The 26,789-nt window shown below is 41.6% G+C and carries 23 protein-coding genes; 19 read left to right on the forward strand and 4 right to left on the reverse strand.

Annotated features, from left to right (window positions below):
• The first annotated feature begins 25 nt into the window (after positions 1 to 25).
• From galT to qoxD, 6 genes are all read left to right on the forward strand, one after another.
• Positions 26 to 1,537, forward strand: coding sequence for a UDP-glucose--hexose-1-phosphate uridylyltransferase (gene galT / locus NSS92_RS15670; RefSeq protein ID WP_340869121.1), 1,512 nt, complete (start codon positions 26 to 28; stop codon positions 1,535 to 1,537).
• A 12-nt stretch (positions 1,538 to 1,549) separates the two neighbouring features.
• Positions 1,550 to 2,632, forward strand: coding sequence for a M24 family metallopeptidase (locus NSS92_RS15675; protein ID WP_340869123.1), 1,083 nt, complete (start codon positions 1,550 to 1,552; stop codon positions 2,630 to 2,632).
• Positions 2,633 to 3,149: 517 nt separating this feature from the next.
• Entirely contained in the window at positions 3,150 to 4,106 is a 957-nt protein-coding gene (gene qoxA / locus NSS92_RS15680) for a cytochrome aa3 quinol oxidase subunit II (protein ID WP_267587107.1), read from the forward strand.
• 27 nt (positions 4,107 to 4,133) lie between these two features.
• On the forward strand, positions 4,134 to 6,092 hold the full coding sequence (gene qoxB / locus NSS92_RS15685) for a cytochrome aa3 quinol oxidase subunit I (RefSeq protein WP_267586912.1): 1,959 nt from the start codon (positions 4,134 to 4,136) through the stop codon (positions 6,090 to 6,092).
• Positions 6,092 to 6,709 carry a cytochrome aa3 quinol oxidase subunit III gene (gene qoxC, locus NSS92_RS15690; protein WP_008359616.1) on the forward strand — a complete coding sequence of 206 codons (618 nt, stop codon included), beginning with the start codon at positions 6,092 to 6,094 and terminating at the stop codon, positions 6,707 to 6,709. Before qoxB ends, qoxC begins: the two co-directional genes overlap by 1 nt.
• A gap of 1 nt (position 6,710) precedes the next feature.
• Positions 6,711 to 7,091: a cytochrome aa3 quinol oxidase subunit IV gene (gene qoxD, locus NSS92_RS15695; protein WP_007497818.1), complete on the forward strand. Its 381-nt coding sequence runs from the start codon at positions 6,711 to 6,713 to the stop codon at positions 7,089 to 7,091.
• A 77-nt stretch (positions 7,092 to 7,168) separates the two neighbouring features.
• On the opposite strand, the gene NSS92_RS15700 is transcribed toward qoxD, so the two are convergent.
• The gene (locus NSS92_RS15700) at positions 7,169 to 7,432 is read right to left on the reverse strand and encodes a spore morphogenesis/germination protein YwcE (protein WP_008345491.1); all 264 of its coding nucleotides are present in this window, start codon (positions 7,430 to 7,432) and stop codon (positions 7,169 to 7,171) included.
• Between the two features lie 477 nt (positions 7,433 to 7,909).
• Here NSS92_RS15700 and NSS92_RS15705 point away from each other — a divergent pair, with 477 nt between their 5' ends.
• The 3 genes from NSS92_RS15705 to NSS92_RS15715 all read left to right on the forward strand — a co-directional run bounded on the left by NSS92_RS15705 (position 7,910) and on the right by NSS92_RS15715 (position 11,040).
• Positions 7,910 to 9,121 carry an FtsW/RodA/SpoVE family cell cycle protein gene (locus NSS92_RS15705; RefSeq protein WP_041108302.1) on the forward strand — a complete coding sequence of 404 codons (1,212 nt, stop codon included), beginning with the start codon at positions 7,910 to 7,912 and terminating at the stop codon, positions 9,119 to 9,121.
• A 110-nt stretch (positions 9,122 to 9,231) separates the two neighbouring features.
• Entirely contained in the window at positions 9,232 to 9,981 is a 750-nt protein-coding gene (nfsA, locus tag NSS92_RS15710) for an oxygen-insensitive NADPH nitroreductase (RefSeq protein ID WP_267586910.1), read from the forward strand.
• A 54-nt stretch (positions 9,982 to 10,035) separates the two neighbouring features.
• Positions 10,036 to 11,040 carry an LLM class flavin-dependent oxidoreductase gene (locus tag NSS92_RS15715; RefSeq protein ID WP_267586909.1) on the forward strand — a complete coding sequence of 335 codons (1,005 nt, stop codon included), beginning with the start codon at positions 10,036 to 10,038 and terminating at the stop codon, positions 11,038 to 11,040.
• Positions 11,041 to 11,360: 320 nt separating this feature from the next.
• On the opposite strand, the gene NSS92_RS15720 is transcribed toward NSS92_RS15715, so the two are convergent.
• Positions 11,361 to 13,787 carry a S8 family serine peptidase gene (locus NSS92_RS15720; protein WP_340869134.1) on the reverse strand — a complete coding sequence of 809 codons (2,427 nt, stop codon included), beginning with the start codon at positions 13,785 to 13,787 and terminating at the stop codon, positions 11,361 to 11,363.
• A gap of 500 nt (positions 13,788 to 14,287) precedes the next feature.
• Between NSS92_RS15720 and NSS92_RS15725 the strand changes: the two genes are divergently transcribed.
• From NSS92_RS15725 to NSS92_RS15760, 8 genes are all read left to right on the forward strand, one after another.
• The gene (locus NSS92_RS15725; protein WP_340869135.1) at positions 14,288 to 14,566 is read left to right on the forward strand and encodes a hypothetical protein; all 279 of its coding nucleotides are present in this window, start codon (positions 14,288 to 14,290) and stop codon (positions 14,564 to 14,566) included.
• A 52-nt stretch (positions 14,567 to 14,618) separates the two neighbouring features.
• Complete coding sequence (locus NSS92_RS15730; RefSeq protein ID WP_267586906.1) at positions 14,619 to 15,452, forward strand: PRD domain-containing protein; 834 nt, start codon at positions 14,619 to 14,621, stop codon at positions 15,450 to 15,452.
• Between the two features lie 254 nt (positions 15,453 to 15,706).
• On the forward strand, positions 15,707 to 17,095 hold the full coding sequence (locus NSS92_RS15735; protein WP_340869139.1) for a sucrose-specific PTS transporter subunit IIBC: 1,389 nt from the start codon (positions 15,707 to 15,709) through the stop codon (positions 17,093 to 17,095).
• Positions 17,096 to 17,114: 19 nt separating this feature from the next.
• Complete coding sequence (locus NSS92_RS15740) at positions 17,115 to 18,572, forward strand: sucrose-6-phosphate hydrolase (protein ID WP_340869141.1); 1,458 nt, start codon at positions 17,115 to 17,117, stop codon at positions 18,570 to 18,572.
• 944 nt (positions 18,573 to 19,516) lie between these two features.
• On the forward strand, positions 19,517 to 20,599 hold the full coding sequence (locus tag NSS92_RS15745) for an amidohydrolase family protein (RefSeq protein ID WP_340869143.1): 1,083 nt from the start codon (positions 19,517 to 19,519) through the stop codon (positions 20,597 to 20,599).
• 185 nt (positions 20,600 to 20,784) lie between these two features.
• Positions 20,785 to 22,125: an MFS transporter gene (locus NSS92_RS15750; RefSeq protein ID WP_262089823.1), complete on the forward strand. Its 1,341-nt coding sequence runs from the start codon at positions 20,785 to 20,787 to the stop codon at positions 22,123 to 22,125.
• 227 nt (positions 22,126 to 22,352) lie between these two features.
• On the forward strand, positions 22,353 to 22,607 hold the full coding sequence (locus NSS92_RS15755; protein ID WP_024423823.1) for a hypothetical protein: 255 nt from the start codon (positions 22,353 to 22,355) through the stop codon (positions 22,605 to 22,607).
• 153 nt (positions 22,608 to 22,760) lie between these two features.
• Complete coding sequence (locus NSS92_RS15760; protein WP_267586901.1) at positions 22,761 to 23,837, forward strand: chitobiase/beta-hexosaminidase C-terminal domain-containing protein; 1,077 nt, start codon at positions 22,761 to 22,763, stop codon at positions 23,835 to 23,837.
• Positions 23,838 to 23,883: 46 nt separating this feature from the next.
• Here the strand turns inward: NSS92_RS15760 and NSS92_RS15765 are convergent, their stop codons facing one another.
• Positions 23,884 to 24,693, reverse strand: coding sequence for a bifunctional hydroxymethylpyrimidine kinase/phosphomethylpyrimidine kinase (locus NSS92_RS15765; protein WP_267586900.1), 810 nt, complete (start codon positions 24,691 to 24,693; stop codon positions 23,884 to 23,886).
• 125 nt (positions 24,694 to 24,818) lie between these two features.
• Entirely contained in the window at positions 24,819 to 25,133 is a 315-nt protein-coding gene (locus NSS92_RS15770; RefSeq protein WP_267586899.1) for a general stress protein, read from the reverse strand.
• A 128-nt stretch (positions 25,134 to 25,261) separates the two neighbouring features.
• Between NSS92_RS15770 and NSS92_RS15775 the strand changes: the two genes are divergently transcribed.
• Positions 25,262 to 26,089 (forward strand): glycosyltransferase family 2 protein, encoded by an 828-nt coding sequence (locus tag NSS92_RS15775; RefSeq protein WP_267586898.1) that lies wholly within the window; start codon positions 25,262 to 25,264, stop codon positions 26,087 to 26,089.
• On the forward strand, positions 26,086 to 26,766 hold the full coding sequence (locus NSS92_RS15780) for a uracil-DNA glycosylase (protein WP_267586897.1): 681 nt from the start codon (positions 26,086 to 26,088) through the stop codon (positions 26,764 to 26,766). Before NSS92_RS15775 ends, NSS92_RS15780 begins: the two co-directional genes overlap by 4 nt.
• Positions 26,767 to 26,789 lie beyond the last annotated feature (23 nt).

Raw genomic sequence — 26,789 nt, forward strand, 5'->3', positions numbered from 1 at the left:
GCAGGCAAGAGAGGGGACAGAGAGAATGGCGGTTGATATTTTTGAAAAACTGGAACAGCTGATTCAATACGGAATCAATCAAGAGCTGATCACACCACTAGATATCGATTATACGAGAAATCGGCTGCTTGAGGTGCTTGGACTGGATGAAGCTGAGCCAAGAAAAGTCTCAGGGGATGTGGAGCTTGAAGACATTTTAATGCCGATGCTGGATTGGGCAGTAGAGACTGGCCTTATCCCTGAGGGGACGGATACGTATCGCGATTTACTAGATGCGAAAATCATGGGATGCTTGGTGGCGCCTCCAAGTGTCATCTACGCAAAGTTTGAAGAGAAACGCCAGCATGAAGGGCCAGAGGCGGCTACAAGCTGGTTCTATGAAATGCAGCAGCACGCACACTATATTCATACAGGCAGAATCGCCAAAAATGTACAGTGGTTTACACCAACAGATGATGGCGAGCTGGAGATCACAATCAATCTATCGAAGCCGGAAAAGGACCCAAAAGCAATCGCTGAAGCCAAAAAGCTTAGTCAAAAGCAATATCCTCTTTGTCTCCTTTGTAAAGAAAATGTTGGGTTTGGAGGGCGGATCAACCATCCAGCGAGACAGAATCACCGGATTATTCCTGTGACACTCACAGATGAATCTTGGTTTCTACAATTTTCACCTTATGTGTATTACAACGAGCATTGCATTGTGTTCAAAGGCGAACATGAGCCGATGAGCATCACCAAAAAGACCTTTGAACGATTGCTTTCTTTCATATATATATACCCGCACTATTTCATCGGATCGAACGCCGATCTTCCGATTGTCGGGGGCAGTATATTAAGTCATGACCATTTTCAGGGCGGTGCGCATGAATTTCCGATGGCGAAAGCAGAGATGGAAGATGTCTTTTCTCTGAATGCCTTTCCGGATGTGAGGGCTGGGATTGTGAAATGGCCGATGTCTGTCATCCGGCTTCGAAGCAGCGACCGGCAGAAGCTCGCAGACGCAGCAGACTTTATCTTAAACGAGTGGAAAATGTATTCAGATGAAGAAGTGGAGCTGCTAGCTCATACAGGAGAGACGCCGCATAATACCATTACACCAATTGCACGCCGCCATGGAGATGACTATGAATTAGATCTAGTGCTGCGTAATAATCGTACAAACAAGCGGCACCCGGCTGGAATTTTCCACCCGCACGAAGAAGTCCATCATATTAAAAAAGAGAATATCGGATTAATTGAAGTGATGGGCCTTGCCGTTCTTCCTGGTAGATTAGCAGAGGAATTAAGCCAATTAAAAGAAGCGCTGTTATCCAAAAACCCCCTTGAAGAAATCAAAGCCCGCCCTGCTATCACGAAACACGAAACATGGGCAAAGCGTCTGCTTGAAGAGAACACCTTTACAGAGGACAATACAGAAGCCATTTTACAAAAAGAAATCGGCATGATTTTTTCTCGTATTCTCTCACAGGCGGGTGTGTTTAAAAGAACCGAGCAAGGGAAAACAGCTTTTAAACGTTTCATTCATACACTCATATAGGCAGGTGATTAGATGATTGAACAAGTAAGAACATTAATGGAAGAAAAACAGCTCGACGGTGTCTTGATTCAAAAGAGAAATAACTTCTCTTGGCTGACAGGAGGAAGAAGAAATCACATTGTGTTAAATACACCAGAGGGTGTGTGCAAGCTGCTCGTGTTAAAAGACGATCTCGTCCTCATTGTGAATCAAATGGAAGAAAAGCGGATCATTGAAGAAGAGATGGCGTATATCGATCACCCCTTTCAAGTGGTGACGATGGATTGGTTTGAGGATGATACGGCACACATTCAAACACTCACAAAAGACAAACGAATCGGGTCAGACATTCAAATGGATGGATTCGAATGGATCGAGCCAGATTTGTCGCAAGTCAGATCCATTCTTTCCGCATCACAGCTCCGCCAATATGAAACGCTTTGTCATGAAACAGCGGTCATTGTAGAGAGTGTCTGTAAAGAAATCGTTCCAGGACAGACGGAGCACGAAATCGCTTCGCTTGCGGCTCAAAAAGCGATCGCGCAGGGAATGACGATAGAGGTACTGCTTGTGGCAACAGATGACCGGATTCATCAATACCGTCATCCAATTCCAACAGACAAAGCACTTCAAAAGCATGCGCTTGTTGTCCTATGTGCTGAACGGCACGGACTCGTGGCGAATGTCACAAGGTCTGTTTACTTCGGTCAGCTTCCAAAGGAGCTTGAAGAGAACAAAGAGCGGCTTGCACGAATTGACACGGTCATGAATGCCGCCACGCGCCCTGGTAAGACATTGGGAGATGTATTGAAAGCAGGTATTGCTCAGTATGAAAAAGAGGGCTTCCCTGATAGCTGGAAAAAGCTTCATCAAGGAGGAAAAACGGGCTTTGTATCTAGAGAAATCATTGCAGTTCCTTCATCGAAGGGAGAAATTCAGCTGCATCAAGTCTATACTTGGAATCCTTCATTGCCTGGATTGAAGTCAGAGGATACGATGGTCGTAGAGAAAGAGGGGAACCGCTTTTTAACCTATACAGGCAAGTGGACATACATTGACATTGAACATGAAGGGGACATCTATAGACGCCCTGATATTTTAGTGAGAGATGAATAACTGCAGAATGCCGGCGCTGAGCCGGTTTTTTGCTGGAAGTCATTTAGCGGGATTCCACATATTCATCATGATTGCCAATTCTTACACCGCATAGTCAGAGGATCGATACTTTCTTTTCTTGTCAACTTGCGTTAAAATAAGTAAGGTTTTTGTTAAATGTGGGGATACCTATTTTGAAATTGTTTACCTAGATAAAATTTCATTAAGTTAAATTGAAATTTGACCAAACTTTTTTATTGTGGTAAACCTAAATTTGACAAAGTTCTTGATTGTTTGTCCTTTGCCTTCAACTCTCAACTTTTCAAAATCCTAGAAATTTATTGTGTGTGCAATAATATAAATTTATGTCGAATTTATGACATTTTAATAGAAATCTGTTGAAAAATAAATGAACTTTTGAAAAAAGGGAAGCTAACTCTAACAGATTTTGATAGCATTACAAAGGGAAGAAAAGTTTTCGAAGGCAGATGGCTTTTCACAATTATTCAGCAATTTATACATTATTTAAGGAAGGATGGTGATCTTCTTGTTCAGAGCCATTAAACCTATGCTTTTATTAGCAATGCTCGTGAGCGTATTTGTTTTAGGAGGTTGCAGCAATATCGCTGTCTTAGATCCTAAAGGACCAGTCGCAGCACAACAATCAGACTTAATCCTTTTATCTATTGGATTCATGCTCTTTATCGTTGGCGCGGTATTTGTTCTCTTTACCATCATTTTGGTTAAATACCGTGAGCGTAAGGACGTTGGGAACGCCTCTTATAATCCAGAAATTCACGGGAATACGCTTCTAGAAGTTATCTGGACAGTGATCCCAATATTAATCGTTGCTGCTCTTTCGATTCCAACTGTAAAAACAATTTACTCTTTGGAAGAGGCACCTCAAGCAACAAGCCATAAAGATCCACTTGTCGTTTACGCGACAGCTGTTGATTGGAAATGGATCTTTAGTTATCCAGAGGAAAATATTGAGACAGTGAACTACTTAAACATTCCAAAAGATCAGCCGATTTTATTCAAAATCACTTCCGCTGATACAATGGCATCACTATGGATCCCTCAGCTAGGCGGGGAGAAGTATGCGATGGCTGGAATGGAAATGGAACAATATCTTCAAGCTGATGAAGTAGGCACATATGCAGGAAGAAACGCCAACTTCACAGGTGATGGCTTTGCTCAGCAAAAATTCAAAGTCAATGCGATGACGCAGTCTGACTATGATAAATGGGTAAACAAAACGAAAAAAGAAGCACCAAAGTTAACGAAGAAAACGTATGACTATTTGATGCTTCCTGATGCTGCAGATGTGCAGACATTCTCATCAACGCATTTATCCTTTGCGAAGCATGGAGAGGATTCTGAATATGCACTCCAAGCACGCAAACGTTTAGGTTATCAAGCAGTTTCTCCGCATTCCAAGACAGATCCTTTCGAGAATGTGAAGAACTATAAAAGAAAACTAGAAAAAGAATAAACTGACTAAGGAAAGGAGGAGGCCGTTATGCATTTAAAATGGGATGAGTTTTTTGTAACTGGAGACCCATTAATACTTGGTGCGCAAATTTCTATCGCTCTTACCTCCATTGCCATCGTGTTTGTTTTAACCTACTTTAAAAAGTGGAAATGGCTCTGGAAAGAATGGCTGACATCAGTTGATCATAAAAAGCTTGGAATCATGTATATTCTTGCTGCTGTGATTATGTTCTTCCGCGGTGGGGTAGACGGACTGATGATGCGCGCGCAGCTGGCGCTTCCTAATAATACGTTTTTAGATTCAAACCACTATAATGAAATCTTTACAACGCATGGTACGATCATGATTCTATTCATGGCGATGCCATTTTTAATTGGTTTAATCAACGTCGTTGTTCCTCTTCAAATTGGTGCACGTGACGTTGCATTCCCTTATTTGAACAACCTTAGCTTCTGGACATTCATGGTCGGAGCAATGCTGTTCAACATTTCCTTCGTTATTGGAGGATCACCAAGTGCAGGCTGGACGAGTTACATGCCGCTCGCCGGAAATGATTTCTCACCAGGACCTGGACAGAACTACTACTTGCTCGGGCTCCAAATTGCAGGTATTGGTACACTTATGACAGGTATTAACTTCATGGTGACCATCTTAAAAATGCGTACAAAAGGTATGACACTAATGCGTATGCCAATGTTTACATGGACAACATTGATTACGTCTGTCATCATCGTTTTTGCATTCCCTGTACTAACAGTTGCTTTAGCACTTATGACATTTGATCGTTTATTCGGTTCTGCATTCTTTACACTCGAAGCAGGCGGTATGCCAATGCTTTGGGCGAACCTTTTCTGGATTTGGGGACATCCTGAGGTATATATCGTCATCCTGCCGGCTTTCGGTATTTTCTCAGAAATCTTTGCGACGTTCTCAAGAAAGCAGTTGTTTGGTTACAAAGCGATGGTTGTCTCGATTGTGGCAATCTCTGTTCTTAGTTTCCTTGTGTGGGTTCACCACTTCTTTACAATGGGGAACAGTGCAGCGGTTAACTCATTCTTCTCGATTACAACAATGGCGATTTCTGTACCAACAGGTGTGAAAATCTTTAACTGGCTCTTTACGATGTATCGAGGCCGTATCAGCTTTACATCACCAATGCTTTGGGCACTTGGTTTCATCCCGAACTTCGTCATCGGTGGTGTAACTGGGGTTATGCTTGCGATGGCAGCTGCGGATTACCAGTACCATAACACGTACTTCCTTGTATCCCACTTCCACTATGTATTAATCGCAGGTACTGTATTTGCTTGTTTTGCTGGTCTTGTTTTCTGGTATCCAAAAATGTTTGGTTACAAGTTAAACGAAAGAATCGGCAAATGGTTCTTCTGGGTATTCATGATCGGATTTAACATCTGTTTCTTCCCGCAGTACTTCTTAGGACTGCAAGGAATGCCAAGACGTATTTATACGTATGGACCAGAAGATGGCTGGACTGCACTCAACTTTATTTCAACAATTGGTGCATTTATGATGGGTATTGGATTCATCATCCTTTGCTACAACATTTACTACAGCTGGAGACACTCAAAACGTGAAGTGTCTGGAGACAGCTGGGGAGAAGGACGTACACTTGACTGGGCGACATCTTCTACAATTCCGCCGCATTATAACTTTGCAGCACTTCCAGAAGTGACAACACCAGATGCATTCCATCATTGGAAGCAAAACAATGTGGACGTTCATCCTGAAAAAGAATTCAAGAAAATTCACATGCCGCATAATTCAGGCAGACCGCTGATCATGTCTGCATTCTTTGGACTTGGTGCATTCGGTCTTGTGTTTGAATGGTACTGGATTGGCGTTATTGGCTTAATTGGTGTATTCGCAACGATGATTTTACGTTCATTCGAATATGACAATGGCTACTATATTCCTGTTGAAGAAGTGATTGAAACAGAGAAAAAGAATAAGGAGGCGCAGAAGTAATGGGACATAATGATAGCAGCTATGCAAATGCACCGCTTGAATATCAGTCTGAAACCGGACGTTTAAACATCCTTGGTTTCTGGATATTCCTTGGCGCGGAAATCGTGTTATTCTCAACACTTTTTGCGACCTACTTTGTTCTACATGGCAGAACAGCTGGCGGCGTTTTACCAGCTGAGCTGTTTGATATGAAGCTTGTATTGATCATGACATTCCTGCTATTGGTTAGTTCATTTACATGCGGGATTGCCGTTCATGAAATGCGCCGTGGAAGTACAAAAGGGGTTGTCATTTGGACGATTCTCACACTGCTTCTAGGTGCAGGCTTCGTTGGATTTGAGATTTTTGAGTTCTTCCATTATGTACATGAGGGTGCGAGCATCCATACAAGTGCGTATTGGTCTGCATTCTTTGTACTTTTAGGAACTCACGGACTACACGTATCGATCGGTATCTTCTGGATTACCGGGATCTTGTTCCAAATTAAAAAACGTGGATTAACTCCACAAACAGCAGCGAAGATTTTCATCTCAAGTCTATACTGGCATTTCCTTGATGTTGTATGGATTTTCATCTTCACAGCTGTTTACTTGATCGGATTAGGGGGGCTTTTGTGATATGGCTGGAAAAACACATTCCTCAGCAGAGCACGAACACTTCCCTTGGAAACACGTAGTTGGCTTCATCCTATCCATTGTGCTGACAATCTTAGCATTCTGGATTGCCATTGGAGCCGAAATTGGCAGTTCCGCAAAACTATGGATTATCTTTGGTTTTGCGTTCATTCAAGCATTCTTGCAGCTGTTCATGTTTATGCATATGACAGAGAGCGAGAACGGAACTGTTCAAGTCGGAAATACTTTGTTTGGTCTTTTCTGTGCGATTATCTTTGTCATCGGATCTGTTTGGATCTTTGCGGCTCACTACAGCCACGGAGAGAACAGTAAAGACGGTTATTCACCGTCTGCGCCAAAGCAGTCTGAGCATTCAGAGAAATAATAAAAAAACCACTCATCTCTTGAAGGTGAGTGGTTTTTATCATGATGGTGATAACGCTTCCAATAGTTGGGCGATATCTATCTGCTGCTGAATCTTTTGCGAATGAATGGAAGTCCGTAGATGAGGAACGCTGCAATGTGAGCCAAAATCACGTTAATGGCAAAGAATGCGATCATGAAGGTATGTCCTGCTGGAGATAAACTGCTTGTCATGTAAAGACCGAAGAAAATCCACATAATCATAATGGGTGGAATAGATGCTAATGCAATTTTTCTGTTTTCCAGCCATAAAAACAGGGGTGTAGCCGTTGCAATACATAGGTACGCAAAGAACATATCCATCGTATCCAACTCCTTTGTAAGTTGATGTTCAAATCAAATGAGAGGTCAGGATGCAATTGTGTCTGTTTTTAGGAGATATTGTGAACATTTTGTTACAGGTATTATACCACAATTGACTTTGAAGTAAACGCAATTATTGGAAAATAGGCCTTATTCCATACAAAATGGTTTTGTTCCTCAATCCTCATTGCAGCTTAAGCTAATCTGATGTTTACTTGTCTTCTTGCCACATAGGTCATTGAATTTTCCCCTTAAAATCTGTAAAATAATCTTTTTAAAGGACTTGAGATCGGTTGAATGAAAAGAGTGTAAAGGAATTTTTTCCTATTGTTAGGATGAAAAGTATTTCATTTTTTGAAAATTGAATGGAACCTTTCGGATGTATCTTCCGTCATATTTAAGGTGAGTTGATTTTGTGAAAATTTCAATCTAATATAAATAAGGGCTTTTATGTTTTGTAATAAGGGTGGTTAGTTCATGAACAAGCAGAATACATCTCCTTACTATCAAGGAGATTTGATTTTTATATTTTTAGCCTTCTTTGCCATCAGTGTCATTGCGATTTATGCTGCGGGTCAATTTGGGCAGTATGGATCTAATGCATGGACCAGACAGATCATATACTATATGGTCGGGGTTATATGTATTGTAGCCATTAATTACTTTGACTTGGAGCAATTAGAGAAGCTGAGCTTATATATATTTATAGGCGGCATTATGCTGTTAATTCTTCTAAAAATCGCTCCTGCACAAATTGGAGGTCATGATTTTGCTCCAATCAAAAATGGTGCAAAAAGCTGGTTTGTGTTACCTGGAATAGGGACATTTCAGCCTTCAGAGTTCATGAAAATTGGTTTGATTATGATGCTCGCATCTGTCATTGGTAAGTCTACACCTAGAGGAAAGCGGACATTAGAGGATGATATTTTCCTTCTATTAAAAATTGCCGGAGTGGCAGCTGTACCAGTTGGACTGATCTTCTTGCAGGATGCAGGAACGGCTGCTGTCTGTATGTTTATTGTCGTTGTGATGGTGTTTTTATCAGGGGTCAATTGGAAACTGATCTCTCTCATCGGTTCAGTGGTTGTGCTTTTAGTTGCCTCTGTTTTAGCTGTGATCATTTTATTCCCTGATTTTGCGAAAACAATAGGCATTCAGCAGTACCAAATCAACAGGATTACTGCCTGGCTGCCTGATAGTTCTTCGACAGCCAACCAAGCACAGACGCAGGATGCATCTGGATCTGATAAATATCAAGTGGAGCAGGCGATTATGGCCATTGGTGCAGGGCAGATTTTTGGGAATGGCATTAAAAACTTAAAGGTCTATGTCCCTGAAGCACAAACGGATATGATTTTCTCCATTATAGGTGAAGCCTTTGGCTTTATTGGCTGTGCGTTTGTTGTGATCATGTTCTTCTTCTTGATCTACCGGCTTGTCGTACTGATTGACCGTATACATCCTTATAGCCGATTTGCGTCATTCTTCTGCGTAGGATATACAGCGCTGATTGTGATCCATACGTTCCAGAACATTGGGATGAACATAGGCGTGATGCCTGTAACAGGGATTCCGCTCTTATTTATCAGCTTTGGAGGAAGCTCTGTCTTGTCCGTTCTCATTGGATTCGGGATCGCATATAACGCAAGTGTTCAATTAACGAAATATCAAAGTTATTTATTTAAATAAAACGGGTAAGGGCAGTCTAAGTATAGGCTGTCTTTTTTTATGTGAGTTTTCATTTTTGAAATTCCCTATGTCTTTGCCTTATGATAGAAGAAGTGAAGGAGGTCTTCGAATTGAACAAAACGATAGAAACCATATTAAATCATCGATCCATCCGTTCGTTTACAGACGAGCGTTTGACAGAAGAAGAGGTGTTGACACTGGTCAAAAGTGCACAGGCTGCTTCGACATCAAGCTATGTACAGGCGTATAGTATTATTGGGGTGACAGATCAGGAGAAGAAGGCCAAGCTTGCTGAACTGGCTGGGAATCAGCCATACGTTGAGAAGAACGGGCATTTCTTTGTCTTCTGTGCAGACTTGAAACGCCATGATCATATTGCAAAAAAAGCAGGGAAGAATCATCAGGAGGCGCTTGAGAATACGGAAGCCTTTCTCATTAGCGTCATTGATGCGGCATTGGCTGCACAAAATGTCAGTGTTGCTGCAGAATCAATGGGACTTGGGATCTGCTATATTGGCGGACTGCGTAATCAGCTGAGAGAAGTCTCTGAAGTACTTGAAACGCCATCTTATGTGCTGCCGTTATTCGGTCTAGCTGTCGGCCATCCAGCCAGCCAGTCGTCACAAAAGGAACGGCTGCCAGTTGAACTAATCTATCATGAAAATTCATATCAGCAAGATGAAGCGCATGTGGATCGTTATTTAAAAGAATACGACGATCGTATTTCAGCATATTATGAAGCACGGACAAACGGCGAGAGAAAAGATACTTGGTCTGAGCAGATGCTGCGAGGCTTTAGTCAGCCAAAGCGTGCCTTCCTTGGAGAATTTGTGAAAGAGAAGGGCTTTAATCGAAAATAAATAAGACATCCCCCTTTCAATTTAAGAGAGGGGGATTTCTGTAAGAGGTGCAGCATGATGAAATTAAGTATACTGGATCAATCTCCTTTGATTGGAGGCGCAACACCTGCTGAAGCACTGAAGCAGACGGTTGAACTGGCGAAGCAGGCGGAAAAGTGGGGCTATCACCGTTTTTGGGTATCAGAGCACCATTTTTCAAATCGGCTTGCAGGATCGAGTCCAGAGGTGCTCCTCGGGCATTTATCAGCCGTTACGTCGCACATACGCATTGGCTCAGGCGGCGTCATGCTTCCCCACTACAGTGCCTATAAAGTAGCAGAGAATTTCAGGGTTCTCGAAGCGCTGGCTCCCGGCAGAATCGATCTTGGAATTGGACGTGCTCCTGGTGGTATGCCCATTTCCTCCATTGCCCTTCATCATGGTGAGCGAAAGCGTCTAGGCGACCAATATCCTGAGCAGGTAGAAGAATTGAAGGTCTATTTACATGATCTAGCGGATGAATTTTACCCGCTGCCTCATTTGACTGCTTCTCCGAAGGTAGAGACTGCGCCGGAAGTATGGATGCTTGGTTCCTCAGGAGGGAGTGCAAGGCTTGCGGCGAAAGCAGGTGCAGGCTACACGTTTGCTCTTTTTATTAATGGTGAAGGCGGAGAAGACTCTGTGGAGCAATATATCAACCGGTTTGAACCTTCAGTATTCGGTGAAAAGCCGCGTGTCAGTCTGGCAGTTTTTGTTTTATGTGCCGAAACAGAGGAGCAGGCAGAAAAACTGGCTGTCAGCTTAGATTTATCTTTACTCGCCAATGAACAGGGTCTGAATCTTGGCGGCTTTCCTTCATATGAAGAAGCGCAAGCGTATTCCTACAGTCCATATGAACAAAAACGAGTGGCTGCCAATCGTCAAAGGATGGTCGTTGGAACACCAGCATCTGTGAAAAAGCAGCTGACCACACTTGCGAAGGCTTATCGGACAGATGAATTGATCGCTGTGACCATCACACATCACATGCAAGACCGGCTCACATCGTATCGTTTATTAAAAGAAGCTTTTGATGCATAACGTATGTATATTTATCGCCTGCGCAGCCAATAAAAGGGGAAAAGAAGTATCATGGTGAGGAAGAAGGCGGCTGACACCAGCAGACTGAGCGGGTAGATACAGGAAGCATAAACAGACAGCTCGCATGCTTGATGAAAAGGACGAGGCTGCTTCGTATGTAAAAAGGTTAGAAAATAAACCAAGGTGATCGTCAGAAAAAAAGCAGTAAAAAAAGAAACGATCCAAAGCAATATCAACATGAGTTTCTCTTTCCTCCATATATGATCGAAAAGCCTTGATGAGCTTATCCGCTCATACAAGGCTTTTCTTGTGATTCACATTTATTCAGGGTAAATTTCGAAAGGTTCCTTCGTTTGTACGGTATCTGATTTCCCTTTCAAACTTGCATACGCAAGCATTGTATACTCACCAGCTTCAAGCTTCTGTCCTTGATTGATCGTGATATTCCATTTTACGCGGTGCTCTCCTTTATCAACATGTTGATAAACACCAGCTTCACCTAAATACTCTCCATCTGTCGAGTAGACAAGGAATGCAAGGTTCTCAGCGCCGCCAGGCAGATAGCTGCTAATGACATAGCTTCCAGCACGGTTGTCAGGCTCTACAGAAACAGAAGTGACGCGCGGATAATCTGGCTCTTTCACAATCAATAAAGTAGGGATTTCCGTGACCTTTTTGCCATTTTCGCGAATGGTTATGCTGCCTTGGTACGTCCCTTTTTTGGTTTTTCCGTAATTCACCTGTACTGCGGAAGTAAAGGATCCAGTGGAATTCCCTTTGACGGTGATTTTTTTCGTTCCGTTTGTACTAATGCCGCTGCCATTGAATTTGTAATCAATGGTATACGTTTTCGGTGCTTTTGAAAGGTTTTCTACCTTGAATTTCTTCGTTTTGATTTGAACGCCTTTTTCCTTTAAGAAAGTGCCGTATGAATAGCTCGCATCAGAAACGATAGAAGACGCTTGAAGTGATTCTATGATTCGAACGCTGCCTGTTCCTTGTGTGTTATGAGGGAATGGGCTGCCATTTGCGTCAAACAGTTTTTCTGCTGTATTCATCAGCAGTGCTTTGATTTGTTCAGTTGAGTACGATGGTTTTGCTTGTTTGATGATCGCTGCAACTCCTGCCACATGCGGAGATGCCATACTTGTTCCTTGCTTAGAACCATATCCGTAAGGCTGAGAAGGATCATGCGTTGGGATCGTACTCACAATGCTGACGCCGGGTGCTGATAGATCAGGCTTAATCATCCACGTATCCACAACCGGTCCGCGGGATGAGAAGTCAGCGACTTGCTCACTAAGTTCTTTGACAAATTGAATGGAGAAAGCCGTTGTATTGTTTCCAGCCTCAATGGCTTTGATAAGCGCTGTTCCTTCAGCTTTTGACAGCTTAATCGTAGGAAGTGCGAGACCTGGTACATCGACTGGGATTTCTCCATCGGTATTGTTATACATCACAACGCCGATTGCACCAGCGGCTTTTGCATTGTCGACTTTATCCACAAAAGCAATGGCACCCCGTTCAATCACGGCCACCTTTCCTTTAACATCGATGTTGTCAAATGCCTTTTCGTCACCGATTCCTGCTTGAACGAGTGTGACTTGTTTCTGGTCAAGCGCTTTTAAATCACTTTCTTGGTAGTAGCCCATGACTTTTGCAGTAGAATAGTTCGGGAATTTCACATTGTAAAGGCTGTACGGAAGCTGAGTTGCTCCGACAGAAATGGCATCTCTTGACGTGCCGGGAGAACCGACTGTCCAGCTGTTCGGACCGCTGTTTCCATTGGAAGTAACAGCGACAACGCCTTCAGACATAGCCCAATCAAGTGCGGTGCTCGTTGCGTAATCAGGGTTATTGACACTGTTTCCAAGAGAGAGGTTCATGACATCTGCTCCGTCAGTAACAGCCCGGTCGATGCCTGCAAGAACGTTCTCAGTTGTTCCAGATCCACCTGGTCCAAGTACACGGTATGCAAGAAGCGTGGCATCCTTTGCGACCCCTTTAATTTGTCCATTTGCTGCAATCGTTCCTGCGACATGTGTGCCGTGATCTGTGGATTCGCCTCTAGGATCTCCTTTAGGTGTCTCTTGCGGAGAATAATCATTATCAACAAAATCATAGCCTTTGTATAAACCGAAGTTTCCTTTTAAATCAGGGTGGGTATAGTCTACTCCAGTATCAATGACTGCAACTTTGACCCCTTTTCCAGAAAAGCCGGCATCCCATGCTTTTGGTGCACCGATAAATGGAGCGCTCTTATCCATAAGCGGGGAGACATCTTCGTTTGGAAGCTGGATGCTTTCCTTTTTCACTTCATCGGTTTTATATGTAACATCCGGATAAACGGCTTTTACTCCATCAACTGCGAGCAGCTTCGGTATTTCGTTTGCAGGAAGTTTCATAGAGAAACCAGAGAAGACTTTTTCATATTCTTGACGAACACTCGCTTTATCTACCTTTTTGAGTGCTGCGTTCTTTACTTTTGTTCGAGATTTTTTGAGGGAGGCTTTTGTTTGTGCTTCGCCTTCTTGCTTGGCTTCAACTAAGGATTTTTCCTTTAATTCAACAATGACAGTGGTTTGTTTTTTCGAGTTGACATTGATTTCACCGAAGATTTCTGCTTTTTCTAGTTCCATCTTTTTGTTAGATGGAGCAGCAGCAGCCTGTTGACCGGTAAAGAATGTGGATAAAATAAAAATAGTGGAGAACAATAGAACAGAAGAACGAGATATTACCTTTTTCATTTATTTTCCCCTTTCTAGCTGTGTTTTTAGGGAGATAGCCTTTCTTTTTGTGGATAAATAGGAAAGATTCACTGCCCGTTATTAAGTATTCAATATGTTGAAAACAATTCCTTTACTAAAATGGTCTTATTTTACATAGTTATAAAGAACTATTTTGTTTATAAAGTCGCACTTATGCACAAATATCTGTTGATAACTCTATTATTCAGATACATATATGGAAAATAAAAAATTCACATACACAAAATCTAGTAAGAGGGTGTTGATATGTGGATAAACCCTGTTGATAAGGTGTGCTTATCTTTGGGATAGTGTGTGCATAAAATTTTCAATGAAACATCCAGGTACATGATGATCTTCTGCACTTTTCAACAAAACTTCTGAAAACTAGTTGGTTTTTTCACCCAGATTGTGACAAACCTCTCTTTTTTCTCGGGATATGATAGGAGCAGTTGTTTTGCTAGAGCTGCTAGATTCTAAGAAAAGCGGAGGGATGTTCAGTGAAGAAATTAAAAAACTGGTTGAGCGTATGGTTTGGTTTCATGATGAATGTGCTTGTGAACCCTGGTGTGATGATGAAACAGCAAGGGTTTCAGGCGGCTGCGGCGGCTGCCGGATTCTTTCAAGTGGTGAAAGAGAGAGAGCTGGAGAAGCTGGCAGAAGAACATAAGAAGAAACGCAGGGCAGAGAAGCGGTTTACTCAAAGTCTGATGATGCTTGAAGAGAAGACGATGCGAGAGGCGCGTGCTGGTCCGCTCTTACCTTTACAGAAAAAGTGAAACAGGGTAAAATCCCACATAAGAAATGTTATCTGCTGGGAGAGGATACCCCTTGAAGATATATAAAATATTAAATAACAACGCTGTGGTCGTGAAGGAGGGTGATCAGGAGAAAATTGTGATGGGACCCGGAATTGCTTTTCAGAAGGGGAAAAATGACGTCATTCCTCTTCAAAAAATAGAGAAAATCTTTGTTGTGCGTGAAGAAAATGAGAAATTCAAACAAATTCTTGCCACATTGCCAGAGGCGCATATTGAGGTGGCAGAGCATATCATCAGTTATGCTGAGGGTAAACTCATGATGCCGCTCAGTGATCACATCCACATATCACTGACTGATCATTTGTCCTTCGCCATTGAACGCCTTCAAAAAGGCATTGTGTTATATAATAAATTGCTTGGTGAGATTAAAGTCTTATATAAGCAGGAATATGAGATTGGAAAGTATGCCATTCGTTATGTAAAGGAGCGGCTTGGGGTTGAACTGCCGGACGATGAGGCAGGATATGTAGCACTTCATATTCATACGGCCAAAATGAATACGGAGTCTATGAAAAAGACCGTGAAATATACAACGATGATCAAAGAAATGATCGAGCATATTGAAAGCTATTTTCAGCATTCAATTGATGAGGATAGTATTTCTTATCAGCGGCTTGTGACACATTTGAGGTATGCATTAGGCAGGTTGGAATCGAATGAGGCATTTCAAATCATGGACGATGACATGCTGATTTTTATCCAAACAAAGTATGATACGGCTTACCAGTGTGCACTTGGACTCGCTGATTTGTTAAAAGATGAATATGGACTTCATCTCCCTGAATCGGAGATCGGCTACATCACGCTGCATGTCCAGCGTCTGCAGGAAGCCGAATTGGTTTAATTGTGATGCCTGCATGCAGGCTTTTTTTTATGCACACTACTCTTATTAGTGTATATGGGTCATTGGATTTGAAAAAAGAGGTTGACGCATGTCACAGTCTTATACTATGATGAAAGCGTAACCAAAATTTGATATCGCGGGATTGTGACTGTCAGGCAGGCAAGACCTAAAATTTGCGTAACGAGGGGACGTGTATGTCCTTTACTCGTTGGTGAATTTTAGGTCTTTTTTGCTTTAAAAAAGGAGGAGACAACTTGGATTATCAAAAAACAGCCAAAGAATTAACAAAACTGTTAGGCGGCAAAGAAAATGTCATCAGTGCTACGCACTGTGCAACAAGACTCAGATTGGTGGTGAAAAATGAGGATTTGATTGACAAAGAGGCCATTGAAGAACTTGAAGGTGTGAAAGGGGCTTTCTCAAGTTCAGGACAATTTCAGGTCATTTTTGGAACGGGATCTGTCAATAAAGTATACGAACCATTTGCTCGTGAGACTGGTCTTGAGACAGGCGACGAGAAACAAAAGCCTGTCAGCCATGATGAAGCAGTGAAACAAAAAATGAATCCACTTGCGCGTTTTGCAAAGACGTTATCGAATATTTTTGTACCGATCATTCCAGCAATTGTTGCGAGCGGTTTATTAATGGGTCTCTTAGGCATGATGAAAGCTTTCAAATGGGCTGACCCAAGCTCTGCGATCTTCCAAATGCTTGATATGTTCTCAAGTGCAGCCTTTATCATTTTACCGATTTTAATTGGGGTCAGTGCAGCGAAAGAGTTTGGCGGAAATCCGTATTTAGGGGCTGTCATTGGGGGAATTATGATTCACCCGAATCTGCTTAATCCGTGGGGATTGACGGAAGCAAAACCTGAATATATGCATTTATTCAATGTTGATATTGCTCTTCTTGGTTACCAAGGGACGGTCATTCCAGTGTTATTGACCGTATATATCATGTGCCTTGTTGAGAAAAATTTAAGAAAGGTCGTTCCGAACAGTATTGATTTACTTGTGACCCCATTTGTCACCGTGATTGTAACTGGATTTGTGACATTTATTGCAGTTGGTCCGCTTGGAAGAATGCTTGGTACAGGAATTTCGAATGCACTGACATTTATTTATGATCATGCAGGGTTTTTAGCAGGACTCATTTTCGGCGGTGCTTACTCTTTAATTGTGCTCACAGGGGTTCATCATAGCTTCCATGCGATTGAGGCAGGATTGCTGAATGATATTGGGCGTAACTATTTGCTTCCAATTTGGGCAATGTCTAATGTCGCCCAAGGCGGGGCAGGATTGGCTGTCTTTTTCTTAGCTAAGCGTGCAAAAACAAAAGAAATTGCCCTTCCTGCTGCCTTCTCTGCTTTTTTAGGAATTACTGAGCCTGTCATATTCGGTGTAAATCTCCGCTATCGTAAACCATTTATTGCGGCGATGATCGGAGGCGCATTGGGCGGGGCATTTGTAGTTTTCACGAAGGTAGCCGCCAACGCTTATGGATTAACAGGCATTCCGATGATTGCGATTGCAGCACCATTCGGTGTTCAGAATGTGGTCAATTATGTGATTGGTATGTTAATCGCTGTTGCTGTTTCATTTATTCTCACCATCATTTTTAAAGTAAAAGAAGTCGAAAAATAATCAAGGAGTGGTCACAGTCATGACAACAACTGACGCAGCACTTCGTCAAAAGATAGCAGACCGTATTCGAAACTATGAGCATTTGGTCAAAAAGGATGTGTACCGGCAGCATTTTCATTTGATGCCGCCAGTCGGTCTTTTAAATGACCCGAATGGACTGATTCAGTGGAAAGGAATTTACCACGTCTTTTATCAGTGGCAGCCATTCAAAACGGGGCATGGTGCAAAATTCTGGGGTCATTATACATCGACAGATCTAGTCAATTGGCAGCACGAAGAAGCCGCTCTTGCCCCAAGTGATTGGTTTGATCAAAACGGCTGTTATTCTGGCAGTGCATTTATAGATGATGGCCAGATGCATGTGATGTACACTGGAAACGTTCGGGATGAACAAGGGAACCGTGAGACGTATCAATGTTTAGCTGTTTCAGAGGATGGTATTCACTTTCAGAAAAAAGGTGTCGTGGCAACGCTGCCGGAAGGGTTCACCGCCCATTTTCGAGATCCAAAGGTATGGAAGCGAAATGGCCAGTGGTACATGGTCCTTGGTGCACAAAGCTTAGACCTGAAAGGACACCTTGTCTTATTTACCTCTAATACGTTAGAGAATTGGACGTTTCAAGGCACGATTGCAGGCAGCGGAAAGAATGGTTTAGACAATTTCGGCTATATGTGGGAGTGTCCAGACCTGTTTGAATTAGACGGCCGGGATGTATTGATTGTGTCACCGCAAGGACTCAAGCCGGATGGCTTAAAATATCACAACACACATCAATCAGGCTATTTTGTTGGCACATTAGATGATCACTCCTATCAATTTACACACGGAGCGTTTGAGGAGCTGGACCGCGGCTTTGACTTCTATGCGCAGCAAACCTTTCTAGACGAATCAGGCAGACGTCTTTTAATCGGGTGGATGGGGGTGCCTGATCAAGGAGAAGAGCATCATCCGACGATTTCTTATCAATGGATACACTGCCTCACGATCCCGAGAGAGCTCTGTTTAGATGATGACGGACATCTGATTCAAAAGCCAGTAAGTGAACTTCAATCCATGCGGACCAATGAACAAGAGCATGTTTTTCACATTAAACGTTCTGTTCATTCCATCCCTGTAGATGATATTACGAGCGCAGAGGTATTCATTGATCAAATTGACACACAAAAAGGGTTTGAATGCTGTATCCGTGCAGCTGCACGCATCATCTATGATAAAGAGGAAGGAAAGCTGACATTAGAGCGGGATCGATTTGAAGATCGATCAAAGGAAGTGCGTGAAGCAGCAATAGAGGAATTACGCGATCTTCATATCTTTATTGATTCATCGTCGATTGAGATATTTGTAAACGGAGGCCGAGAAGTTTTTACTGCACGTTACTTTCCTTCCCCGGGAAATAAATCGATCTCCATCAGTGGAAGAAATGAAACAAAGCTGACATTGAAGACATGGCATTTACAAAAAGAAGCAGGTCGTTGATCCGTATCCTACAAGTGATGATCAATATGATGTGAAATTGAAAGAGAAAGATGCGATGTAGAATACATTTATCTATCAGATAAGTGAGGTGCGGGAAATTGGGTACCCCAATACCGCATCCTCATTTTCCTTGTTAAATTTTCAGCTGAAATTTTTCCACCCGTTCCTGCTAAAGTACCTTATCTAAATTTAACTTCAATCCTATCAGCCCGTTTAAATAGTTCTGCTTCTTTTGACCAATCAGTTTTGAAAACTAACCCCGCCTTCCTCAGGATTAATCGCTGTTTTGACATCATTAGCTGCTTCAGCCAAAGAAAGCCTTGCATCTTATTCCACTGATCATAAGTGGAATTTTTATTTTCATTGTTTTTTTTGCTTTTGGATCAATGGTAACCACTACGTCTACATCCCCCTCGCCATTAATTCCATTATATTTTCTTGATAACTATCAGTTAAAACGATTTTTCCCATGTGCTTCACTGTTCGTTTTACTTTATCTGCTGTTCTTTATAAAAAAGGTTTACTTTATTAATTATGAGTGATAACATACATTTAAATTATTTGTAATGAATATTACTTTTATATAAAATAAAGTAATTTTTATTACATAAGATAAATCATATAAATTTTTTTATGATGGATAAGGTGTGTTCTGTCTCTAAAATGAGAGTTGTTACAAATGATTTATAATCCTTTGGAGATAGGGGTTGCGTCATTAATTTTATTTTTGAAAGCGCTATCTTATTGGTTATGTATGACAGTGAACAGATTAAAAATTCTACTTAGTTGATTGTTTCTACTATCCAAAAAGAAGAGGAGTGTATGTTGGTCGGTGATTTAGCACCAGTGGTTGGATGTTATCAATGCATGTAAAGAAGTTGCTATTGCAAACAATTAAATAAATTAATCTATTAAATCTATATTAAGTTAAGGGGTGTATTTGCATGGGAGTATGGAATTTTAAAGGCGGTTCTATTTGGTCAGAAAAGGGGTTCATTCCAAATAAGTCTACAAGCATAACAGTTACTCATGAGGATGATAGGGATATTCATTTATCTGAATCTAGCGTAATTGTACCGGGACTAGTCGATTTTCATTGTCATGTATGGGCACCTGGAGCAGAGATTGGTGTGACAGATAAACAATATCTTTCCTCAGGAGTAACTACAGTTGGGGACGCAGGTACTTTTGGCTATGACGGATGGGAGGAAGCAAATCGTTATTGGGAAAACAGCCCGTTAACAGTACGTTCTTGGTTATCAGCTTTACCAGAAGGGCTAACCAATCACCCCAACCCTAACCCAACCAAGCCAGAAAGTATTTCGTTGGATCGAATTGTTGAAGTTGCATCTTTAGCTGAAGATTGTTTATTAGGAATTAAGATTCGTTTAGGCCAGGTGGATAAAACGACTGACCGGTCTTTATTACGCTTAGCAAGAGAAGCAGCCGATCGAACCGATTTACGAATGATGGTTCATTTAACTGGAACTCAACTAGATATTGAAGAGGTAACACAATATTTTAATAAAGGAGACATTCTCACCCATCCATTTCAAGGAAGGGATGGAAACGTGTTAAATACGGCCGGAAAGGTAAAAAAAGAATTTCTAGCTGCAGTGGAAAGAGGAATAGTATTAGATATCGGTCACGGTAGAAAACACTTTAATTGGAATGTTTTTTATAAATGCTTAGCTGAGGGAATTAAACCAGATACGATCAGTACAGATTTAACAAGCGCGTCATGGAGAAAATACCCTGTTTATAACATGAGCTACATCATTTCTAAAATGATTGTAGGTGGTCTGTCTCTAGATGAAGCTTTTAGAGCAGTTCTGGTAACAGCTCCTAAATTGTTAGGAATTGACGATTTTACTTCTACTCCAAATCACCTTGTGGTTCTAGATTCTACTTCTACTGAGACTGCTTTTCCCGATGTAGATGGAGAAACGGTGTTAGGTAACATTAATTATCAACCGAAACATGTAATATTTAACGGTAAACCAGGCATTGAGAGCAATTTCAGTTGAAAATAAACGTTTTAGACACGATGAAAGAAAGTTTTCATTTTGTTCGCTGTCTTGAGGAAACAACAGGAGGGTAAATGGAGATACTCTTACACCTCTTACAGAACCGTAAGAGTATCTCTTTATTTTCTAAACAAATGTAAGCGTTATCAAAATTTCTTTTTATTATTTTAAAAGGAGGAATTTGATTGGAAAATTCTCAATTGAATTTCGAAAAGAAGACGATTCGAAAGGTGACACGAAGAATTATCCCGTTACTATTTTTACTCTATATTATTTCTTATCTAGACAGGGCAAATGTGGGATATGCAGCATTGGAAATGAATGAAGCACTAGGACTAACAAGTAAAATGTTTGGTCTTGTTACAGGTATTTTTTTTATTGGTTATTTTCTCTTTGAAGTACCAAGTAATATTTTAATGCAAAAATTTGGGGCAAGAGTTTGGATTACTAGGATTCTCTTTACTTGGGGCATAATCTCTATGGCAACTGGGTTTGCTCAGAATGCTACCCAGCTCTATGTTATAAGATTCCTTCTTGGAATAGCAGAAGCAGGTCTATTTCCTGGCATTATACTATACCTTACTTATTGGTTCCGAGCTAAAGAAAGAGCAAGTACAATTGCGATGTTTATGACAGCAATCGCAGTTTCTTATATAATTGGAGCTCCCGTTTCTACCTTAATTATTGATCATATTCATTGGATGAATGTACCAGGATGGCGTTGGATGTTTATTATCGAAGGCGCCCCTGCTGTTATTTTAGGGTTTGTAACATATTTCTACTTAACAGACCGGCCAGAACAAGCAAAGTGGTTAACAGCCGAAGAAAAAAATTGGTTGATGTCAGAATTAAGAAAGGACGAGGAGCTAAGAGAAAAGAAAGGCCAACAAACCTCTAGTCATAAGACGGCCTTGACTGATCCTAAACTGTGGTACCTATCCTTAATTTACTTTGTATATACTGCAGGTACACTGGGCGTCGGTTATTGGATGCCCCAAATTATTAAAGGATTATCTAGCTATTTAACAAACACCCAGATCGGCTTCATTGCTACAATCCCTTACATTATTGCTTCAATCGTCATGAATTACTGGTCAAGACGTTCAGATCGCACTGGTGAAAGACGTATACACACAGCTTTACCGTTACTCGTAGCTGGTTTAACGTTACTCAGTGTAGGAATGGTGGCCAATCCATTTATTGCAATGATTTTCATCACCATTTCATTGGCAGCCATGTATTGTTTTAAAGGTCCTTTTTGGTCATTACCAACTATGATATTGAGTCCAGCCACAGTAGCTGTTGGAATTGCAGTCATTAATTCAATTGGAAATCTAGGAGGTTTTGTTGGCCCTTATGCAGTTGGATGGCTAAAAGATTATACAGGAAAAATGCAAGCCGGTTTGATTTTCTTGAGTATTATCTTAATTATCGCTTTTATTTTAGTATTAGCTATGAAATTTGAGCAAAAAAGAACTGCCTTAAAGAGTCAGAAGGAAATAGGGGAAATCCGACTTGAAAAATAAAGAAACATGGGTTTCTCTACAATCTGAGCAGATCAATGATCTGCTTTTTTCTAGTGAGATCAGCCTGTATCTTAAAGCCTATAACGTGTATATACAAGGTTGGCCTAAAGCGGTTTGATGACGTTTTACATATATGATAACAGGTGGAATTATGGTATGATTTTAAAATATATACAGCTGAGGCTGACGTTTATCCAAATGCGGTAGGACAAAAAGGGGTTGTTTACTTGAATTCAAAACAGCAGCCGACGACTAGAAAACGCTTGGAGACAATGGCAGATCATGTTGAAGATAAACGTGAAGAATATAAGGAATTGCTCATTCAAGTTCAATCTATTCTCGGTGAACCTTCTTTAGAGCAGGAAGAAGTGAAAGAGAAGCTGTCAGATACGTATAAACAAATGAAAGAATATGCTTTATTTGTTGAATCCATTGAAGCCTTTATTCGAAAAATGGCGAAAGAGTCCGATCAGCAAAAATAGGCATGAATGTATGAATAAAAGAGTGTACCTGGGTGTGGGTACGCTTTTTTGTTTTAATAGATTATTCAGAAATTAAAATGAAAGCGTTGACATTTCTTTTGTCATGATACAAAATAAATAAAAATTTATCTGAGCATTTACAGGAGGAACGTTATGAACCATACAACCAAGAAATGCCTGATCACCTTTATCATTGTCCTATTTTCTATGAGTTTTCTCAATCCTTCCGTTTCATCTGCCCGAACTCAACACACGTCATTTTTTGCACCTACTGCCTCTGTACCATCTGGTCAATATTATCGCTCACAAGAGGTGGTTCTCCATTCTCCGGTGCCAAAAGCTTCTCTTTATTACACAACAGATGGCAGCCAGCCGACAACTCAAAGTCAGCGATATAAAAAGCCTATTCATATTGATGCCAGTACGACTTTAAAAGTAAGCGCTTACAAAAATAGGCATCGACTTGCTACATCTACGTACAATTATCGTTTTGTCACACGAGAGGATATCGCATCATCTTTTTTATCTTTTGAATATCAAGGAATGCCTTATCGGTTGTACATTCCGAAAAATCATAAGAGGGGTAAAGCCTATCCTTTAGTCCTCTTCTTACATGGAGGCGGGGAGAGAGGAACCGATAATCAAAAGCAGTTACTTGCGAACGATGGTGCAGTTTTATGGGCTTCTCCTGAAGTTCAAAAGAAACATCCTGCATACGTACTAGCACCTCAGGCGCGAAATGCTGTGGATGGGGGCTTTGCTTTAACAAGAAATTCGCAAAATGAAATCGACCTCACAAACGTGTTTCAGTTTTCACCAGATTTACACAAAGCTTATGAAGTGCTTCAGCATGTTTTAACTTCTTATAAAATTGATAGGAAAAGGATTTATGCGACTGGTTTATCTCAAGGTGGGTTTGGCTCGTATCAGTTGAACATCACATATCCTCGTTTGTTTGCAGCGATGATTCCTATTGCTGGGGGTGCAGATCCGAGCAAGGCGGGAATTTTAGCGAGCAAGCCAATATGGGCATTTCATGCAGAGGATGATTCCATTATCCCTATCAGCTATGCGAGAAATACAATTCAAGCTATTCAAAAAGCTGGTGGAAGGCCACTTTATACCGAGTATGCAAGCAAGTATGGGTATGATCATGCATCATGGACGCCTGCTTATGAGACCCCAGGCTTAACGGATTGGTTATTTGCACAGAGACTCAGCTTACGATAAACAAAAAAACCGATTCACCCAAACGGCGGATCGGTTTTTTTCTGTTTTATTTGTCAAAACGATGAGCAGAATGCTTTGTTGGTCCGATGTATTCGTTTAGCTGGAAAGAGCCTTTGATGGCAGCCGTGATGAATTCTTTTGCTGCATAAATGGCTTCTTTCACGTCTGATCCATTCGCTAGTTCAGCTGTGACTGCTGCTGAGAATGTGCAGCCTGCGCCGTGTGTGTATTCTGTGTCAATTTTATCTGTTTCAAGGCGTTCGAAGGTTTGTCCATCATAAAGCAAATCGATGGCTTTGTCTTCGCTTAGCTTACCGCCTCCAGTGATGACCACATACTTTGCACCAAGTTCGTGAATGCGTTTTGCTGCTTCTTCCATTTGTTCGATCGTTTTAATCTCGCCGATCCCGCTTAATTGACCTGCTTCGAAAAGGTTAGGTGTGATGACAGTTGCCAGTGGCGTGAGCTTTTCACGCAGTGCTTCCGCGTGCTCTGGGTAAAGGACTTCGTTCGCACCCTTACAAACCATAACAGGATCAATGACGACATTTTTTAGGTCGTATGTTTTAATGGTGTCAGCTGCAAGCTCGATCACTTCGACGGTAGGAAGCATACCCGTTTTCAGTGCATCGACACCAATGCCTTCTACAATGGTAGAGAGCTGCGCACGAATTGTCGCCGTATCAATTGGAAACACCTGATGATCCCAATGATTATGTGGGTCCATTGCAACGACAACGGTTAAAGCTGTCATCCCGTAGACGTTTTTTTCTTGAAACGTTTTTAAATCTGCTTGGATACCTGCACCGCCGCTTGAATCCGAACCTGCGATGGTGAGTGCTTTATTCATAGACATAGTTGCTGAACCTCCAATGTGATGTGTAACAGTTACTGTTCTATCCTTTATTATAATCAGCTTTTCCATTTATCACAATGAAACGGCATAAAAAAGCGTCCCTCTCTTCGGAACGCTTCTTTTTCTTACCTTTTACAAATCACCAATTTCCCTTTTTTCAGTTCATCTAAAAGTGTTAAGGCTAACTCTTGATCGGCCCCAGCTGACATCATTTTGGCCATCAGTTCATCATCCCGGGTGCGGATGACATTGGCGACTTGATCCAAAATCCCTTGATCGACCGCAGTCATGCTTTTGGCGTCTGTATACTCCGTTACGGTATCAGAGCGTTCTGGGTCGTACGCAAAAATAAAAACAGCGTCCTTAGACGAACCCGATGAATGAATGTTGTCGATGGTCTGTTTCGCTTCTTTACTATTTTCAACCGTGATATATTTCATCATCATCACTCCTTTTCATCAAAAATTCCCATTTTCCCGTCAAATCAAACCGCCTTTTATATCATGAGAAGAAAGTCAATTTATGTTTTAATGGAAAAAGACGAATCTATTAAAGGAGTAAGCTGCATATGAAGATTTCCTTATTAATTGTGACACATAACCGGCTCAGCGCACTGTGTGAGCTGCTTGAATCCATTACAAGACAAACCGTACAGCCTTTTGAAATTGTCGTCGTCAATGATGCAGGAGAGCGAGTCGACATCATTCAGGAACTTTACTCTGAGCTTCCGATCCGCTTGATTCATTTAGATGAGAATGTCCAGCATGTGAATGCCAGAAATGTGGGGGTGCGGGAGCTGACAGGCGACGTCATCATGCTGAGCGACGACGATGATTACTTCACACCTTGTCATATCGAACGCATGAGCAAGGCGCTGGAGGATGCCGATTTTGTCTTTTCTGATGCAGAAATTGTGTCATTTGATGAAAAAGGCGCGACCCGTTTCCCGCTGTCGAGACGTTTGTTTGCTTATACAGCGGATATTGAGGATATGCGTGTCTTTTCTACATATGTTCCTTCGGGCAGTATGTACAAACGCTGTATACACGATGAGATTGGCTATTTTGATCCAGCGATGCATCATTATTGGGACTGGGACTTCTTTTTGCGTGTATCACAGCATGCCCGAGTCAAACGAGTGCCCGCGGCCAGCGTGATCTATGCGTTTTTTGACGGCGGTGGAAATCAGTCTAGTGATCTTGGTGAAACAAGGAAGAACTACTTAGATGATTTAAGTGAAAAGCATGAACTGGGCGACCTGCCGACAGCGAACTTTGCTATATTATTAGAAGAACCAGCGATGAAAAAGCGAGAATCAGAGAGTGAGATTGTGTGGGATGGAAAACCGATGATCTCCAGACTAGCGCAGCAAGTAGAAGGAGGAAAACCACAATGAAGCCATTTTTAAATGATAGCTGGTGGGCTGTGATGAAAAGTGAATTTGAACAGCCATATTATCAGGAATTACGTGAATGGATGAAGCAAGAATATCGCACGCAGACCGTTTTTCCAAAACCAGATGACGTTTATCGTGCTCTTCATTTAACGTCATATGAAAAGGTCAAAGTGGTGATTTTAGGACAAGACCCTTATCATGGCCCAGGGCAGGCACATGGATTAAGCTTTTCTGTTCAGCCGGGCGTCAAACACCCGCCTTCTTTGAGAAATATTTTTCAGGAGCTAAAGGATGATCTTGGCTGTCCTGTTCCAAACCACGGCTCACTTGTCAGCTGGGCAGAGCAGGGTGTGCTGCTCTTAAACACTGTGCTGACCGTGAGAAGGGGAGAGGCGAATTCTCATAAAGGCAAAGGCTGGGAACGAGTAACTGACCGCGTAATTGATGTGCTGAATAAGCGTGAGCAGCCCGTCGTTTTTGTGTTATGGGGAAGACATGCTCAAAACAAGAAAGAACGAATTGATCAAAACAAGCATTACATCATTGAGTCACCTCATCCAAGTCCTTTTTCTGCAAGAAACGGCTTTTTTGGCAGCCGGCCGTTTTCAAAGGTAAACACGTATTTAAAGCAAATGGGAATCGAAGAAATCAATTGGTGTATCAAGGATATTGAATGAAAATAGGACGAGGGGAGAGCCCC

The organism is Bacillus sp. FSL M8-0166 (assembly GCF_038008825.1).
GTDB classification, from domain to species: Bacteria; Bacillota; Bacilli; order Bacillales; family Bacillaceae; genus Bacillus; species Bacillus safensis.

Excerpts from the sequence above, each read along its gene's own strand:
- qoxB (WP_267586912.1), top strand. The coding sequence starts at position 4,134 with ATGCATTTAAAATGGGATGAGTTTTTTGTAACTGGAGACCCATTAATA.
- NSS92_RS15775 (WP_267586898.1), top strand. The coding sequence starts at position 25,262 with ATGAAGATTTCCTTATTAATTGTGACACATAACCGGCTCAGCGCACTG.
- NSS92_RS15720 (WP_340869134.1), bottom strand. The coding sequence starts at position 13,787 with ATGAAAAAGGTAATATCTCGTTCTTCTGTTCTATTGTTCTCCACTATT.
- NSS92_RS15760 (WP_267586901.1), top strand. The coding sequence starts at position 22,761 with ATGAACCATACAACCAAGAAATGCCTGATCACCTTTATCATTGTCCTA.
- qoxD (WP_007497818.1), top strand. The coding sequence starts at position 6,711 with ATGGCTGGAAAAACACATTCCTCAGCAGAGCACGAACACTTCCCTTGG.
- NSS92_RS15770 (WP_267586899.1), bottom strand. The coding sequence starts at position 25,133 with ATGAAATATATCACGGTTGAAAATAGTAAAGAAGCGAAACAGACCATC.
- qoxC (WP_008359616.1), top strand. The coding sequence starts at position 6,092 with ATGGGACATAATGATAGCAGCTATGCAAATGCACCGCTTGAATATCAG.
- galT (WP_340869121.1), top strand. The coding sequence starts at position 26 with ATGGCGGTTGATATTTTTGAAAAACTGGAACAGCTGATTCAATACGGA.
- NSS92_RS15705 (WP_041108302.1), top strand. The coding sequence starts at position 7,910 with ATGAACAAGCAGAATACATCTCCTTACTATCAAGGAGATTTGATTTTT.
- NSS92_RS15740 (WP_340869141.1), top strand. The coding sequence starts at position 17,115 with ATGACAACAACTGACGCAGCACTTCGTCAAAAGATAGCAGACCGTATT.
- NSS92_RS15780 (WP_267586897.1), top strand. The coding sequence starts at position 26,086 with ATGAAGCCATTTTTAAATGATAGCTGGTGGGCTGTGATGAAAAGTGAA.
- NSS92_RS15700 (WP_008345491.1), bottom strand. The coding sequence starts at position 7,432 with ATGGATATGTTCTTTGCGTACCTATGTATTGCAACGGCTACACCCCTG.
- NSS92_RS15715 (WP_267586909.1), top strand. The coding sequence starts at position 10,036 with ATGATGAAATTAAGTATACTGGATCAATCTCCTTTGATTGGAGGCGCA.
- NSS92_RS15675 (WP_340869123.1), top strand. The coding sequence starts at position 1,550 with ATGATTGAACAAGTAAGAACATTAATGGAAGAAAAACAGCTCGACGGT.
- NSS92_RS15765 (WP_267586900.1), bottom strand. The coding sequence starts at position 24,693 with ATGTCTATGAATAAAGCACTCACCATCGCAGGTTCGGATTCAAGCGGC.
- NSS92_RS15745 (WP_340869143.1), top strand. The coding sequence starts at position 19,517 with ATGGGAGTATGGAATTTTAAAGGCGGTTCTATTTGGTCAGAAAAGGGG.